Below are 13,690 nucleotides of genomic sequence, written 5' to 3' on the forward strand. Positions count from 1 at the left end.
CGGGCTTGACCCGCGATGCTTTTCACCGGACACAAACATGACCACACCCAACAAACCCACCCTGCACCCGCGCAACCGCCACCAGGGTCGCTACGACTTCCCGCAACTGATCAAGAGCAGCCCGGAGCTGGGCCGCTTCATGATCACCAACCCCCACGGCAAGCCGAGCATCGATTTCGCCGACCCCGAGGCAGTGCGCGTGTTCAACCGCGCCCTGCTCAAGGCCCAGTACGGCATCCAGCACTGGGACATCCCGGCCGACTACCTGTGCCCGCCCATACCCGGCCGCGCCGACTACCTGCATGGCCTGGCCGACCTGCTGGCCACCGACAACGGTGGCGAGATTCCGCGGGGTGCGATGATCCAGGCACTGGATGTGGGGGTCGGGGCCAACTGCATCTATCCGCTGCTGGGTCACGTCGACTACCGCTGGCGCTTCCTGGGCTCGGACATCGACCCGGTGGCCCTGGGCGCCGCCAAGGCCATCGTGCAGGCCAACGGCCTGGGCAAGGTCATCAGCCTGCGCCAGCAGGGCAATGCTCGGCAGATCCTCGCCGGCCTGCTAAAGAGCGACGAACGCTTCGACGTCACCCTGTGCAACCCGCCCTTCCACGCCTCGCGTGACGAAGCCACCCGTGGCAGCCAGCGCAAATGGCGGGCGCTGGGCAAGGCCGACCCCAAGCGCAAGCTGCCGGTACTGAACTTTGGCGGGCAGAACAACGAGCTGTGGTGCGAAGGCGGTGAAATCCGCTTTGTCAGCCAGCTGGTGAATGAAAGCGTGGCCCTGGGCCAGCAGGTGCTGTGGTTCAGCAGCCTGGTGTCGAAGGCATCGAACCTGCCGGGTATCGAGGCGGCCCTGAACAAGGCCGGCGCAGTAGAGCACCGCGTGCTGGAGATGGGCCAGGGGCAGAAGCAGAGCCGCCTGGTGGCCTGGACCTTCCAGACACCTCAGGCGCGCGCAGCGTGGCGCCAGCTGCGCTGGACGAAACCCGCCCCCTAGGGGCATGCGCAGCACCCACAAAAAAACCGCGCCTGGTTCGCACCGGACGCGGTTTTCAGAAGCTGTTTACAATTACTTGTTTACAGCGTCGGTCAGCACTTTGGCTGGAACGAACTTGACGACTTTCTTGGCAGCGATTTCGATGGCGGCGCCAGTCGAAGGGTTACGACCGGTACGGGCAGGACGCTCGGTGATCTTCAGCTTGCCGATACCCGGCAGGGTGATTTCGCTGCCATTTTCCAGTTGATCAGCAACGATCTGGCCCAGTTGCTCCAGAGCGTTACGCGCGGTGGTTTTCGGCGCGTCGATAGCTTCGGCGATATCGGCGATCAGTTGGTCTTTGGTCAATGCCATGGTGGTGTTCCTTCCCTATCAAATTCAGTTGGTTTGCAGAGTGCAGCGTCAGCCATCGGCCCAGACCCGCGAGTCTTCGGCGGTCCGGGGTATATCCATTGCCAATCGCGTATGTAGATACACAAAAATGCGTTTGGTTCGACGTGACATCAGCGGTCTGCCAGCAATGCGCCACACGCGGTGCGCAAGACCGGGCAAAACTACCACACGAAGCGATAAATATCCGCCTCCCACAGGCCAAATGTTCTGGTTTTTCGGGGGTTTGCAGCAAATTTCGCAAAAAATCGCACAAAAAATGAACAACCCTTGCGTCGACACACATCCATACCCTGCTCAAGCCCCCGGCTGGGTTACACTTGGCCGCTTTGCAGCGCTGTATGTCGCGCCCTATTTTCAGCCGAGAATCCCATGCCGATCCGTCATTGCATCGTCCACCTGATCGACAAGAAACCCGATGGCAGCCCTGCCGTGCTGCACGCACGCGACTCGGAACTGGCCGAGTCGACCGCCATCGAGAACCTGCTGGCCGACCTCAACGACAGCTACAACGCCAAACAGGGCAAAGCCTGGGGCCTGTTCCACGCCGAGTCCGGCGCCCATCCGTTCAGCGGCTGGCTGAAGGAATACCTGGATGAAGGCAAGACCTTCACCGCCTTCAGCCGCGTGGCCGTCGAGCACCTGCAGAAACTGATGGAAGAGTCGAACCTGTCCACCGGTGGCCACGTACTGTTCGCCCACTACCAGCAAGGCATGACCGACTACCTGGCCATCGCCCTGCTGCACCACAGCGAAGGTGTGGCGGTGAACGCCGACCTGGACGTGACCCCCTCGCGCCACCTGGACCTGGGCCAGCTGCACCTGGCTGCTCGCATCAACATCTCCGAGTGGCAGAACAACAAGCAGTCCAAGCAGTACATCTCGTTCATCAAGGGCAAGAACGGCAAGAAGGTCTCGGAGTACTTCCGCGACTTCATCGGCTGCCAGGAAGGCGTCGACGGCCCGGGAGAGACCCGCACCCTGCTCAAGGCCTTCAGCGACTTCGTCGAGAGCGAGGACCTGCCCGAGGAAGCCGCCCGCGAAAAGACCCAGACCCTGGTCGAGTACGCCACCAGCCAGACCAAGGCAGGCGAGCCGGTGACCCTGAGCGAGCTGTCGGAACTGATCGACGAGGACCGCCCGCGGGCCTTCTATGACCATATCCGCAACAAGGACTACGGCCTGTCGCCGGAGATCCCGGCCGACAAGCGCACCCTGAACCAGTTCCGCCGCTTCACCGGCCGCGCCGAGGGCCTGTCGATCAGCTTCGAGGCACACCTGCTGGGCTCGAAGATCGAGTACGACGAAGAGGCCGGCACCCTGATCATCAAGGGCCTGCCCACCCAGCTCACCGATCAGCTCAAGCGTCGCAAGGACTGAGCCCCGTCCAGGAGGCCACCAGTGCCTCCTTGGCCGACTTGCGCAGCTTCTTCACCAGGCGTTCCTGGCGCAGCGCCTCGGCCTTGTCCGGCCAGGCTTCCACATACACCAACGCCACTGCCGGGCTGGTGCTGAAGTAACGCGCACCGCGGCCGCTCTGATGGGCATTGAAACGGCGCTCGGGGTTGTCACTGATGCCGCAGTACAACGAACCGTTGGCGGTGCGTACCAGATAGACATACCAGGGTTTGCGAAAGGTGGGGGTTTCGGTCACGGGCATCTGCGTACAGGAGTGAAGGCGACAGCTTACCCCGTCAACGCCCGGCCTGAAATGCGCGCAGGCCTTTTGCCGCCTGTTGGCGAATCTTGCCCTGTACCAGCGGTGTCCAGCCCAGCAGCAGGCCCTTGGTACCCAGCGCCTGGCGGGCCCAGCGCCACAGGTCGAAATGATCGTGATGCTCGACGATCAACCCGTCGCGGATCACGAAACGTGCCTGGATGTCGTTGACCACCACGCGACCGGTCTGGCTGAACAGGTAGGTGGCCACCCAGTGCGCAGTGGCGCTGCGCTCGTCGGCGCGCACGCTGTCGAAGGTCAGGGAGAAATCCTTGGCGCGACTGGCGAGCATGCGCCACATGTCGGCGGCGTCCTTGCCACGCAGGGTACCGAAGGCCGGGTCGCTGAACACCACCTCGGGGCTGTAGCAGGCGACCATGGCCTCGGCGTCGAGGCGCTGGAAGGCCTGGTAGAAACGTGTGATCAGCGCGATGTTGGCGTCGCTCATGGGCGCGGTCCATTACAGGGGAACGGACGTGAACGATAGGCCGAGTGATGGCTGAAAGCTACGGGTATCTACGGTGCGAATGATGTGCCCCACCGCGGGTCAGGCCCGCTCCCACAGGTGCAGTGCAGACCCGCGATGGCAGCCACGCGAAGTCAGACCCGTTCGCTGACCACACCCACCTGCAACGCCCGCCCGGCCTTGAGCCCGAAACCGATCGCACCCACGCCCAGCACCGCGAAAATCCAGCCCACTGCGTCCCAGCCACCGGTCACGTCATGCACCAGGCCTACCGCGAACGGCCCCATCGAGGCCAGGGTATAGCCGATGCCCTGGGCCATGCTCGACAGGTTGGCCGCCACATGCGAGTCCTTCGACCGCAACACGATCAGGGTCAGCGCCAGGGCAAAGGTGCCGCCCTGCCCGATACCCAGTACCACCGCCCAGCCCCACAGCCCGCCTAACGGGGCATACAGGCAGCCGAACAGGCCGGCCAGGGTCAGCAGCATCACCAGCACGATGGCCAGGCGCTGGTCCTTGCCACGGGTGGCCAGCCACGGCGCGGTCAGGGCACTGGCCAGTTGCACAATCACCGAACCGGACAGCACCAGCCCGGCCTCGGTCGGGCTCAGGCCACGGCCGATCAGAATCGAGGGCAGCCAGCCGAACACGATGTACGCCAGCGACGACTGCAGGCCCATGTACAGGGTCACCTGCCAGGCCAGCGGATCGCGCAGCAGCCCCCTCACCCGATAAGCCACCGCATGCTTGCCATGCCCGTGGCGCGCCTGGGGCAGCCAGAACAGCGCCGCCACCACCGCCGGAATCAGCCAGACACCCAGGCCCAGCGCCCAGCTGTCGTCGAAGTGCTGGCTCAACGGCACGGTGGCGCCGGCCGCCAGGGCCGCGCCCAGGCACAGGGCCATGGTGTACACGCCGGTCAGGGCGCCGGCATGCTTGGGGAAGTCGCGCTTGACGATGCCCGGCAGCAGCACGCCAATCACGCCGATGCTGGCCCCGGCCAGGATGCTGCCGGCAAACAGCCCCACACTGCCCAGCGAGCTGCGCAGCAAGATACCGCACGCCAGCGTGAGCAGAATGCCCAGCACCACCCGCTCGCTGCCGAAGCGACGCGCCAGGATCGGTGCCAGCGGCGCGAACAGGCCCAGGCACAGTACCGGCAGCGTGGTCAGCAGGCCGGCCTGCGAAGCACTCAGCCCCAGGCTGTCGGACACCTGCCCGAGCAACGGCGCCATGCTCGACAGCGCCGGGCGCAGGTTCAGTGCCACCAGTACCAGCCCCAGCAGCAACAGCCACGGGCGCTGCAGCACAGCGGGCGGTTGCAGCTGGGCGTCGTCGGCTTCGGCGTCGATCAGGAGTTCTTCGAGCGGCGGGTTGGGTTTGGGCATGGCTGTCTCTGCGTCAGGCTTCATTGATAAGGGTTCTGCTCAGGGCCTTGGCCCGTTCCGGGTCGCGTTGCTCGACCGCCTGCAGGATGTCGCGGTGCAGGTCGAACACGCCCTGGCAACGCGATTCGCGCATGTTGTGGTGCACGGCGCACGCCACCACGGCGGAGAAGTAGCGGTACAGCTCGCTCAATGCCGGGTTGTGTGCGGCGTCCACCAGGCGCTGGTGAAACACCAGGTCGCAGGCCACGTAGCTGTCGAGGTCGTCGTGAAAGTGCTCGGCGCTGTGCTGCAGCGCTTCATGCAGCCCCTTGAGGTCGTCGTCGGTGCGGCGCAGCGCCGCCAGCCCGATGGCCTCGGCTTCGAGGATGTGCCGGGTTTCGCGGGCCTGCTCGAGGCTGCAACGCGACAGCACCTGCACGGTGGCCAGCGGGTCGACATTGGCGCGCAGGTAGGTACCGTCGCCCTGGCGCACTTCGACCAGGCCGCTGAAGGCGAGCACGCGCATCGCTTCACGCACGGTATTGCGGCTGATGCCCAGTTCCAGGGCCAGTTCGGGCTCGGTGGGCAGGCGCTGGCCGACGGCCCAGGCGCCATCGGCGACGCGCTGGCGCAGTTGTTCGACGGCCTGCTCGACAAGGGAGCGTTTGATGAGTTGAGTCATTGACGTGCTTACATCCAATCATCGGACGAATCTGAGGAGCGGAGAATAGCCTGTCGGGCCACGTCGATGCAATCGCCAGCTAGGCGGGCTCCCGCAGGAGCCCGCCTAGCTGGCGATTGCAAGGCGCGATCAGTTCAAGGCGTCAAGCAGCGCCTGGTTCTGCTCGGGCGTACCGATGCTGATACGCAGGAACTGCGCGATGCGCTGCTGCTTGAAGTGGCGCACGATCACGCCCTGCTCGCGCAACTTGGCCGCCAGCGCAGCGGCATCCTGCTCGGGGTGACGGGCAAAGATGAAGTTGGCCGCCGACGGCAGCACCTGGAAACCGCGGTCGGTCAACTGCGCCACCAGCTGCTCCCGGCTGTCGATCACCTGACGGCAGGTCTGTTCGAAATACGCCTGGTCCTCGAACGCCGCCGCCGCGCCGACGATGGCCAGGCGATCCAGCGGATAGGAGTTGAAGCTGTTCTTGATGCGCTCCAGCGCCTCGATCAGGTCCGGGTGGCCGACCGCCAGCCCGACCCGCAGGCCGGCCAGGGAACGCGACTTGGACAAGGTCTGCGTCACCAGCAGGTTCGGGTAGCGGTCCACCAGGCTGATGGCGGTCTGGCCGCCGAAGTCGATGTAGGCTTCGTCGACCACCACCACCGAATCAGGGTTGGCCTGCAGCATCTGCTCAACTGCCTCCAGCGCCAGCAGGCAGCCAGTGGGTGCGTTCGGGTTGGGGAAGATGATGCCGCCGTTGGCGCGCTGGTAATCCTCGACACGAATCTGGAACTGCTCGTCCAGCGCTACCGCCTCATACGGGATGCCGTACAGGCCGCAGTACACCGGGTAGAAGCTGTAGCTGATGTCGGGGAACAGCAGCGGCGCATCGTGCTGGAACAGGCCGTGGAAAATGTGCGCGAGCACTTCGTCCGAACCGTTGCCCAGGAACACCTGGCTGGCCTGCACACCGTAGTAGCTGGCCACCGCCTGCTTGAGCCGGTCGCCATTGGGGTCCGGGTACAGGCGCAGGTTGTCGTTGAGCTCGCCGCGCATGGCCTCCAGCGCCTTTGGCGAAGGGCCATAGGGGTTTTCGTTGGTGTTGAGCTTGACCAGCTTGCTCAGCTTGGGCTGCTCGCCCGGCACGTAAGGCACCAGGTCCTTGACGAAGGGGCTCCAGAATTTGCTCATGCTCAGTTGCCCTCTTTATCGACAGGGGTGTGATCGCCAAGGATGCGGTATTCGGCGCTGCGTGCGTGCGCGCTCAGGGATTCGCCACGGGCCAGCACCGACGCGGTGCGACCCAGGTCCGAAGCGCCCTGCTCGGAACAGAAGATGATCGAGGAACGCTTCTGGAAGTCGTACACCCCCAGCGGCGAGGAGAACCGTGCGGTGCCGGAGGTGGGCAAAACGTGGTTGGGGCCGGCGCAGTAGTCGCCCAGCGCCTCGCTGGTGTGGCGGCCCATGAAGATCGCACCGGCGTGGCGGATCTGCGGCAACCAGGCCTGCGGGTCGGCCACCGACAGCTCCAGGTGCTCGGGGGCGATGCGGTTGGCCACCTCGATGGCCTGCTGCATGTCGCGCACGTGGATCAGTGCGCCACGGCCATTGATGGAGGTCTGGATGATCTCGGCGCGGTCCATGCCCGGCAGCAGCTTGTCGATGCTTGCGGCCACGCGGTCGAGGAACTCGGCATCGGGGCTGACCAGAATAGCCTGGGCGTCTTCGTCATGCTCGGCCTGGGAGAACAGGTCCATGGCGATCCAGTCCGGGTCGGTCTGGCCGTCGCACACCACAAGGATCTCCGACGGGCCGGCAATCATGTCGATGCCCACCTGGCCAAACACATGGCGCTTGGCGGTGGCCACGTAGATGTTGCCCGGGCCGACCACCTTGTCTACCTGCGGCACGCTCTCGGTGCCGTAGGCCAGTGCGGCAACCGCCTGGGCGCCACCGATGGTGAACACCCGGTCGACCCCGGCGATGCACGCCGCAGCCAGCACCAGCTCGTTGATTTCACCACGCGGGGTGGGTACCACCATGACCACTTCGGACACCCCGGCAACCTTGGCCGGAATCGCGTTCATCAGTACCGACGAAGGGTACGACGCCTTGCCACCCGGTACGTACAGCCCGGCGCGGTCCAGCGGCGTGACCTTCTGGCCCAGCACGGTGCCGTCGGCCTCGGTGTAGGTCCAGGAGTCCTGCTTCTGCCTTTCGTGGTAGCTGCGCACCCGGCGGGCGGCGGTTTCCAGCGCCTCGCGCTGCGCCGGGGTAATGCGGCTCAAGGCCAGCTCCAGGCGCTCGCGCCCCAGGATCAGGTCATCGATGGAGGTGGCCTGGACGCCGTCGAAACGCTGGGTGAATTCCACCAGCGCCGCGTCGCCGCGCTCGCGCACGGCCTTGATGATGTCCAGCACCCGCTGGTTGACCGCATCGTCAGACACGCTTTCCCAGCTCAGCAGATGATCCAGATGTCGGGCGAAATCCGGGTCAGCAGCGTTGAGTCGGCGAATTGCAGTGGACGTGGTCATGGCTAAGGCCTCGGTAAATGGCGGATGCTCAGGCGCCCTAAGCTACCAGTCCATCCGCGCGGGCACCCGAGAAAATTGGCTATGACGCGGATAGACGGGCGCGACAGCGAAGGTCGCGCGCAGGGGTCAGCCGCGGTGTCGCGATTCCACGGCCAGACGCAAGGCGTCGATCAGGCTCTGGATGCGTGCGTGCTGCATCTTCATCGAGGCCTTGTTGACCACCAGCCGGGAGCTGATGGTGGCGATCAGTTCCTGGGGTTCCAGGCCGTTGGCACGCAGGGTGTTGCCGGTGTCGACCACGTCGATGATCTTGTCGGCCAGGTTGATCAGCGGTGCCAGCTCCATCGAGCCGTACAGCTTGATGATGTCGACCTGACGGCCCTGCTCGGCGTAGTAGCGCTTGGCGACGTTGACGAACTTGGTGGCCACGCGCAGGCGCCCCTTGGGTTCGGCAGCGCCGATGGCACCGGCGGTCATCAGCTTGCATTGGGCAATCTGCAGGTCCAGCGGCTCGTACAGGCCCTGGCCGCCGTACTCCATCAGCACGTCCTTGCCGGCCACGCCCAGGTCGGCGGCGCCGTGCTCGACGTAGGTCGGCACGTCGGTGGCACGCACGATCAGCAGGCGTACATCGTCCTGGGTGGTCGGGATGATCAGCTTGCGGCTTTTGTCCGGATTCTCGGTAGGCACGATGCCCGCCTCTGCCAGTAATGGCAGGGTGTCGTCGAGAATGCGGCCCTTGGACAGCGCGATGGTCAACATGGGAAACGTCAATCCTTAAGCGGCTTTAGCCGCCGGACCCGTACAGGCGCCCGACGGCAATCGATTCTTGTGGCGCGTCCCTGCGCCGAGTGCAGGGCTAGCCCGGTACGCGACGGATCTTCGCGCCAAGCATCTGCAGTTTCTCTTCGATGCACTCGTAGCCACGGTCTATGTGGTAGATGCGATCGATCAGGGTGTCGCCCTCGGCTACCAGCGCCGAAATGACCAGGCTGGCCGAAGCCCGCAGGTCGGTGGCCATGACCGGAGCGCCTTTGAGGGTCTTGGTGCCGGTGACGATGGCCGTGTTGCCTTCGACCTGGATCTGCGCGCCCATGCGGTGCATCTCGTACACGTGCATGAAGCGGTTTTCGAAGATCGTCTCGATCACCGCGCCGGTGCCTTCGGCAATGGCGTTGAGGGAGATGAACTGCGCCTGCATGTCGGTAGGGAACGCCGGGTACGGGGCGGTGCGCAGGTTCACGGCTTTCGGCCGCTTGCCGTGCATGTCCAGCTCGATCCAGTCTTCACCGGTGGTGATTTCGGCACCGGCTTCCTTGAGCTTCTCCAGTACCGCCTCGAGGATGGTCGGATCGGTGTCCTTGACCTTGACGCGACCGCCGGTCACGGCAGCGGCTACCAGGTAGGTGCCGGTCTCGATACGGTCGGGCATCACGCGGTATACCGCCGAACCCAGGCGCTCGACGCCGTCGATGGTGATGGTGTCGGTACCGGCACCCTGCACCTTGGCGCCCATGGCGTTGAGGAAGTTGGCCAGGTCGACCACTTCCGGCTCGCGCGCGGCGTTCTGCAGCACGCTGCGGCCCTTGGCCAGGGCAGCGGCCATCATGATGTTCTCGGTACCGGTCACGCTGACGGTGTCGAAGAAGAAGTGCGCACCGCGCAGGCCGCCTTCAGGCGCCTTGGCCTTGATGTAGCCGCCTTCGACTTCGATCTTCGCGCCCATCGCCTCGAGGCCGCGGATGTGCAGGTCGACCGGGCGCGAGCCAATGGCGCAGCCGCCAGGCAGGGCCACTTCGGCCTCGCCGAAACGGGCGACCATCGGGCCCAGCACCAGGATCGAGGCACGCATGGTCTTCACCAGCTCATACGGCGCGACCAGGGTCTTGATGGTGCGTGGGTCGATCTCCACCGCGAGCTTCTCGTCGATCACAGGCTCGATGCCCATGCGACCGAACAGCTCGATCATGGTGGTGATGTCGTGCAGGTGCGGCAGGTTGCCGACGGTGACCGGGCCGTCGCACAGCAGGGTGGCCGCCAGAATCGGCAGCGCTGCGTTCTTTGCGCCGGAAATGCGGATTTCGCCATCGAGACGAACGCCGCCAGTGATAATCAGTTTGTCCATTGGAATCTCGCCGCCAAGTTGGCTCAGGTGCGCTCAGCCCAGGCTGCGCTGCTGAAAAATTTCATGGTTACCGCATGGATGCTGCCATCGGTGATCCACGGGTTCAGGTGAGCATAGATCTGCTGCTGACGCTTGACCGGGCTCAGGGCCGCCAATTCGTCACTGATTACGTTCAGCTGGAAGTTGCAGCCTTCGCCTTCAACTTCGACCCGGGTTCCCGGCAACTTTTCTTCAAGGAAGTTCTTAACTTCTACGGCCTGCATGCTCAACCTCAATCGGCGCCCTGTGCGCGCGGGTCGGCCATCATACAAAAAAGCCCCTCGCCTGCGAACCCCGTAAACGAGGACTCTGACAGAGGGGCCCGTCGCGCACCCGTATTTATTGACCGGCCAGCAGCTCGCCGAGCCCGTACACCTGAGCGATTTCGTGCATGCCATGGGGCATGCCGCGCACCTCGATGGTCTTGCCCGCCGCCTGCCCGTCACGGGTGAAGGCCAGCAGCAGGGACAGACCCACGCTGCTGGAAAGCTCCACCGCCGAACAGTCCAGCACCAGCGAAGGCTCGCGACTGGCAGCAATCAGGGCCCTGCCCTGCTTGCGCAGCACCGGGCCGGTGCGGTAATCCAGCACACCGGACAGGCTCAGCACGCCGGGTGCGGCAAGGGTGACTGCCGCACTCATTGGGCCTGCTTCTCGGCCGCTTGCTCGGTGGTTTCCTTGGCCTTGGCCACTTCGCCGGCCCAGCCGTCGATGGTCTTGTCCAGGTCGTTGCCGTTGCGCTGCATGGCGTCGGCGAACTGGTCACGGAACAGCTTGCCGATGTTGATGCCGTTGACGATGACGTTACGCACCTTCCACTCGCCATTGAGCTTGGTCAGGGTGTAGGAAACCGGGTAGACGGCGCCGTTGTTGCCCTTGACCGTCATGTCGACGCTGGCACGGTCGTCGCCGTCCTTCTTCTCGGCGCCCACGGTGATGCCCTGGTTGTTGTATTCCAGCAGGGCGTTGCCATAGAACTGCATCAGGCTGCGCTTGAAGTTTTCCTGGAAGCGCTGCATCTGGGCCGGGGTAGCCTTGCGCGAGTACTTGACCGTCATGATGCTGCGGGAGATGCCATCGGCATCCACCACCGGTCCCAGGTTAGCGTTGAGCGCATCGTAGAACGCGCTGGGGTTGGCCTTGTACTGCTCCTTGTTCGCCTTGAGGTCGGACAGCAGTTGCGTGGTGGTGGTCTGGATCACTTCTTTGGGCGATTGCGTGGCCGCAACGGCCATCAACGGCAGGCTCGCCAGCAATACCAACAGGCCGCGTCGCAGGATGGAAATCATGGAAACTCCTTATTTAGCTTCTTTGCCAACGGTATTGAGCAAAAACTTGCCAATCAGATCTTCCAGTACCAGCGCCGACTGGGTGTCATGGATGGTTCCACCTTCCTTGAGCACCGCTTCCTCACCGCCCACGCTGATGCCGATGTACTTCTCGCCGAGCAACCCGGCGGTCAGGATCGAGGCGGTGGAATCGGTCGGCAGGTTGTCGACGCGTTTTTCCAGCTGCAACGTCACCCGACCGGTATAGGTATCGCGGTCCAGATCGATGGCCGTGACCTTGCCGATGGTTACACCGGCCATGGTCACTTTAGCTCTGACAGTCAAACCGGCGATATTGTCGAAGTAGGCGTAAAGTTTATAGGTATCGCTGCTCGGGCTGGCGGACAGGCCGCTGACGCGCAGGGCCAGCAGAAGCAGTGCCAGGATCCCGGCCAGGAGGAACAGGCCGACACCGATTTCCAGGGTGCGGTTTTGCATCAGAAATCTCCAAACATCAAGGCGGTCAGAATAAAGTCCAGACCCAGGACTGCCAGCGAGGCATAGACCACGGTCTTGGTAGTGGCACGGCTGATCCCCTCTGAAGTGGGCTCACAGTCATAGCCTTGGAATACGGCAATCCAGGTGACGACGAAGGCAAACACGAGGCTCTTGAGCACCCCGTTGAGTACATCGTCGACGAACGAAACGCTGTTCTGCATGTTCGACCAGAAGGAACCTTCATAGACTCCCAGCCAGTCCACCGCCACCCAGGACCCGCCCCAGATGCCGACCACGCTGAAGATCATCGCCAGCAGCGGCAGCGAGATGAAGCCGGCCCACAGGCGCGGTGCAACGATGTACTTGAGCGGGTCGACGCCGATCATCTCCAGGCTCGACAGCTGCTCGGTGGATTTCATGTTGCCGATTTCGGCCGTCAGCGCCGACCCGGCCCGCCCGGCGAACAGCAGCGCGGTCACCACCGGGCCCAGTTCACGCAGCAGGGTCAGGGCAACCATCTGCCCCACCGCCTGTTCCGAACCGTACTTGGTGAGGATGCTGAAGCCCTGCAGGGCCAGCACCATGCCGATGAACACGCCGGACACGACGATGATGGCCAGCGACATCACGCCGACCGAGTACAGCTGCTTGACCAGCAACTGGAACCCGCCGCCAATCCCGCCGCGCCCCACCAGGGCATGCAGCAGGAACAGGCAGGAGCGCCCCAGCACGGCCACTACGTCGATCGCGGAGCGACCAAACAGACGAATACGTTCGAGCAATGACTTTCTGCGCATCAACGCTTCCCCAACAGATCGGCGCGGTAATCAGGCGCAGGAAAATGAAAGGGCACCGGACCATCCGGATCGCCTTTCATGAATTGGCGGATACGCGGGTTGTCCGACTCCATCAGCTCCTGCGGCGTACCCTGGCCCAGTACCTGGCCGTCCCCCACCACATACAGGTAGTCGGCAATGCTCGCGGTTTCTGCAAGATCGTGCGAAACCACGATGCTGGTGATGCCCAGCGCATCGTTGAGCAGGCGGATCAGGCGTACCAGCACGCCCATGGCGATCGGGTCCTGGCCGACGAAAGGTTCGTCGTACATGAGGATCTGCGGGTCCAGGGCAATCGCCCGGGCCAGTGCCACACGGCGCTTCATGCCGCCGGACAGTTCGTCGGGCATCAGTTCGATGGCGCCGCGCAAGCCCACGGCCTGCAGCTTCATCAGCACGATGTCGCGAATCATTTCCTCGGGCAGCTGGGTATGCACCCGCAGCGGGAAGGCGACGTTCTCGAACACGTCGAGGTCGGTGAACAGTGCACCGCTCTGGAACAGCACGCCCATGTGCTTGCGCGCGTCGAACAGGTCGCTGCGCGACAGGGTCGGCAGGTTTTGCCCGGCCACCCACACCTCGCCGCTGGCAGGGCGCAGTTGCGCGCCCATCAGACGCAGCAGCGTGGTCTTGCCGCACCCGGAAGGCCCCATGATGCCGGTAACCTTGCCGCGGGGAATGCGTATGTCGACATTATTGAAGATGCTGCGCGCGCCGCGCTTGAAGGTCACGCCCTTCAATTCGACCGCGTAGGCGTTATCAACGCTCATCTAAACTCCTTGC

The 13,690-nt window shown here is 64.1% G+C and carries 17 protein-coding genes; 2 read left to right on the forward strand and 15 right to left on the reverse strand.

The window, feature by feature from the left end; all coding sequences use genetic code 11:
- Positions 1 to 37: 37 nt before the first annotated feature.
- Positions 38 to 1,000, forward strand: coding sequence for a 23S rRNA (adenine(1618)-N(6))-methyltransferase RlmF (gene rlmF / locus FW760_RS12870; RefSeq protein WP_043862438.1), 963 nt, complete (start codon positions 38 to 40; stop codon positions 998 to 1,000).
- Between the two features lie 72 nt (positions 1,001 to 1,072).
- On the opposite strand, the gene FW760_RS12875 is transcribed toward rlmF, so the two are convergent.
- Entirely contained in the window at positions 1,073 to 1,354 is a 282-nt protein-coding gene (locus FW760_RS12875) for an HU family DNA-binding protein (RefSeq protein WP_009398256.1), read from the reverse strand.
- 408 nt (positions 1,355 to 1,762) lie between these two features.
- Here FW760_RS12875 and yejK point away from each other — a divergent pair, with 408 nt between their 5' ends.
- Entirely contained in the window at positions 1,763 to 2,770 is a 1,008-nt protein-coding gene (gene yejK, locus FW760_RS12880) for a nucleoid-associated protein YejK (RefSeq protein ID WP_043862439.1), read from the forward strand.
- Here the strand turns inward: yejK and FW760_RS12885 are convergent.
- The 14 genes from FW760_RS12885 to FW760_RS12950 form a co-directional block, all read right to left on the reverse strand.
- Positions 2,751 to 3,044, reverse strand: a complete 294-nt coding sequence (locus tag FW760_RS12885; protein ID WP_258662045.1) for a GIY-YIG nuclease family protein — start codon at positions 3,042 to 3,044, stop codon at positions 2,751 to 2,753. The genes yejK and FW760_RS12885 overlap by 20 nt on opposite strands.
- 40 nt (positions 3,045 to 3,084) lie before the next feature.
- Entirely contained in the window at positions 3,085 to 3,555 is a 471-nt protein-coding gene (locus FW760_RS12890) for a nuclear transport factor 2 family protein (RefSeq protein ID WP_043862441.1), read from the reverse strand.
- Between the two features lie 152 nt (positions 3,556 to 3,707).
- Positions 3,708 to 4,985, reverse strand: coding sequence for a CynX/NimT family MFS transporter (locus FW760_RS12895; protein WP_100633030.1), 1,278 nt, complete (start codon positions 4,983 to 4,985; stop codon positions 3,708 to 3,710).
- Complete coding sequence (locus tag FW760_RS12900) at positions 4,975 to 5,622, reverse strand: FadR/GntR family transcriptional regulator (protein WP_043862443.1); 648 nt, start codon at positions 5,620 to 5,622, stop codon at positions 4,975 to 4,977. Before FW760_RS12900 ends, FW760_RS12895 begins: the two co-directional genes overlap by 11 nt.
- 129 nt (positions 5,623 to 5,751) lie before the next feature.
- A complete protein-coding gene (hisC, locus tag FW760_RS12905; protein WP_043862444.1) occupies positions 5,752 to 6,798 on the reverse strand; it encodes a histidinol-phosphate transaminase in 1,047 nt (348 codons plus the stop codon).
- A 2-nt stretch (positions 6,799 to 6,800) separates the two neighbouring features.
- Entirely contained in the window at positions 6,801 to 8,141 is a 1,341-nt protein-coding gene (gene hisD, locus FW760_RS12910) for a histidinol dehydrogenase (protein ID WP_043862445.1), read from the reverse strand.
- Between the two features lie 126 nt (positions 8,142 to 8,267).
- Positions 8,268 to 8,903: an ATP phosphoribosyltransferase gene (gene hisG / locus FW760_RS12915; RefSeq protein WP_043862446.1), complete on the reverse strand. Its 636-nt coding sequence runs from the start codon at positions 8,901 to 8,903 to the stop codon at positions 8,268 to 8,270.
- Between the two features lie 97 nt (positions 8,904 to 9,000).
- Positions 9,001 to 10,266 carry a UDP-N-acetylglucosamine 1-carboxyvinyltransferase gene (gene murA / locus FW760_RS12920; RefSeq protein ID WP_043862447.1) on the reverse strand — a complete coding sequence of 422 codons (1,266 nt, stop codon included), beginning with the start codon at positions 10,264 to 10,266 and terminating at the stop codon, positions 9,001 to 9,003.
- A 23-nt stretch (positions 10,267 to 10,289) separates the two neighbouring features.
- The gene (locus FW760_RS12925) at positions 10,290 to 10,529 is read right to left on the reverse strand and encodes a BolA family protein (protein WP_010223373.1); all 240 of its coding nucleotides are present in this window, start codon (positions 10,527 to 10,529) and stop codon (positions 10,290 to 10,292) included.
- A 115-nt stretch (positions 10,530 to 10,644) separates the two neighbouring features.
- On the reverse strand, positions 10,645 to 10,947 hold the full coding sequence (locus FW760_RS12930) for an STAS domain-containing protein (protein WP_054916378.1): 303 nt from the start codon (positions 10,945 to 10,947) through the stop codon (positions 10,645 to 10,647).
- A complete protein-coding gene (locus tag FW760_RS12935) occupies positions 10,944 to 11,594 on the reverse strand; it encodes an MlaC/ttg2D family ABC transporter substrate-binding protein (protein WP_043862449.1) in 651 nt (216 codons plus the stop codon). The genes FW760_RS12930 and FW760_RS12935 overlap by 4 nt, the downstream gene beginning before the upstream one ends.
- Positions 11,595 to 11,603: 9 nt before the next feature.
- Positions 11,604 to 12,071: an outer membrane lipid asymmetry maintenance protein MlaD gene (gene mlaD / locus FW760_RS12940; RefSeq protein ID WP_043862450.1), complete on the reverse strand. Its 468-nt coding sequence runs from the start codon at positions 12,069 to 12,071 to the stop codon at positions 11,604 to 11,606.
- The gene (mlaE, locus tag FW760_RS12945) at positions 12,071 to 12,868 is read right to left on the reverse strand and encodes a lipid asymmetry maintenance ABC transporter permease subunit MlaE (RefSeq protein ID WP_043862451.1); all 798 of its coding nucleotides are present in this window, start codon (positions 12,866 to 12,868) and stop codon (positions 12,071 to 12,073) included. Before mlaE ends, mlaD begins: the two co-directional genes overlap by 1 nt.
- Complete coding sequence (locus FW760_RS12950; RefSeq protein ID WP_043862452.1) at positions 12,868 to 13,677, reverse strand: ATP-binding cassette domain-containing protein; 810 nt, start codon at positions 13,675 to 13,677, stop codon at positions 12,868 to 12,870. Before FW760_RS12950 ends, mlaE begins: the two co-directional genes overlap by 1 nt.
- Between the last annotated feature and the right edge of the window lie 13 nt (positions 13,678 to 13,690).

Source organism: Pseudomonas sp. 1176_21 (genome assembly GCF_052850635.1).

Excerpts from the sequence above, each read along its gene's own strand:
- FW760_RS12950 (WP_043862452.1), bottom strand. The coding sequence starts at position 13,677 with ATGAGCGTTGATAACGCCTACGCGGTCGAATTGAAGGGCGTGACCTTC.
- hisG (WP_043862446.1), bottom strand. The coding sequence starts at position 8,903 with ATGTTGACCATCGCGCTGTCCAAGGGCCGCATTCTCGACGACACCCTG.
- murA (WP_043862447.1), bottom strand. The coding sequence starts at position 10,266 with ATGGACAAACTGATTATCACTGGCGGCGTTCGTCTCGATGGCGAAATC.
- FW760_RS12895 (WP_100633030.1), bottom strand. The coding sequence starts at position 4,985 with ATGAAGCCTGACGCAGAGACAGCCATGCCCAAACCCAACCCGCCGCTC.
- FW760_RS12925 (WP_010223373.1), bottom strand. The coding sequence starts at position 10,529 with ATGCAGGCCGTAGAAGTTAAGAACTTCCTTGAAGAAAAGTTGCCGGGA.
- hisD (WP_043862445.1), bottom strand. The coding sequence starts at position 8,141 with ATGACCACGTCCACTGCAATTCGCCGACTCAACGCTGCTGACCCGGAT.
- yejK (WP_043862439.1), top strand. The coding sequence starts at position 1,763 with ATGCCGATCCGTCATTGCATCGTCCACCTGATCGACAAGAAACCCGAT.
- FW760_RS12875 (WP_009398256.1), bottom strand. The coding sequence starts at position 1,354 with ATGGCATTGACCAAAGACCAACTGATCGCCGATATCGCCGAAGCTATC.
- hisC (WP_043862444.1), bottom strand. The coding sequence starts at position 6,798 with ATGAGCAAATTCTGGAGCCCCTTCGTCAAGGACCTGGTGCCTTACGTG.
- FW760_RS12900 (WP_043862443.1), bottom strand. The coding sequence starts at position 5,622 with ATGACTCAACTCATCAAACGCTCCCTTGTCGAGCAGGCCGTCGAACAA.
- FW760_RS12930 (WP_054916378.1), bottom strand. The coding sequence starts at position 10,947 with ATGAGTGCGGCAGTCACCCTTGCCGCACCCGGCGTGCTGAGCCTGTCC.
- FW760_RS12935 (WP_043862449.1), bottom strand. The coding sequence starts at position 11,594 with ATGATTTCCATCCTGCGACGCGGCCTGTTGGTATTGCTGGCGAGCCTG.
- rlmF (WP_043862438.1), top strand. The coding sequence starts at position 38 with ATGACCACACCCAACAAACCCACCCTGCACCCGCGCAACCGCCACCAG.
- mlaD (WP_043862450.1), bottom strand. The coding sequence starts at position 12,071 with ATGCAAAACCGCACCCTGGAAATCGGTGTCGGCCTGTTCCTCCTGGCC.
- FW760_RS12890 (WP_043862441.1), bottom strand. The coding sequence starts at position 3,555 with ATGAGCGACGCCAACATCGCGCTGATCACACGTTTCTACCAGGCCTTC.
- mlaE (WP_043862451.1), bottom strand. The coding sequence starts at position 12,868 with ATGCGCAGAAAGTCATTGCTCGAACGTATTCGTCTGTTTGGTCGCTCC.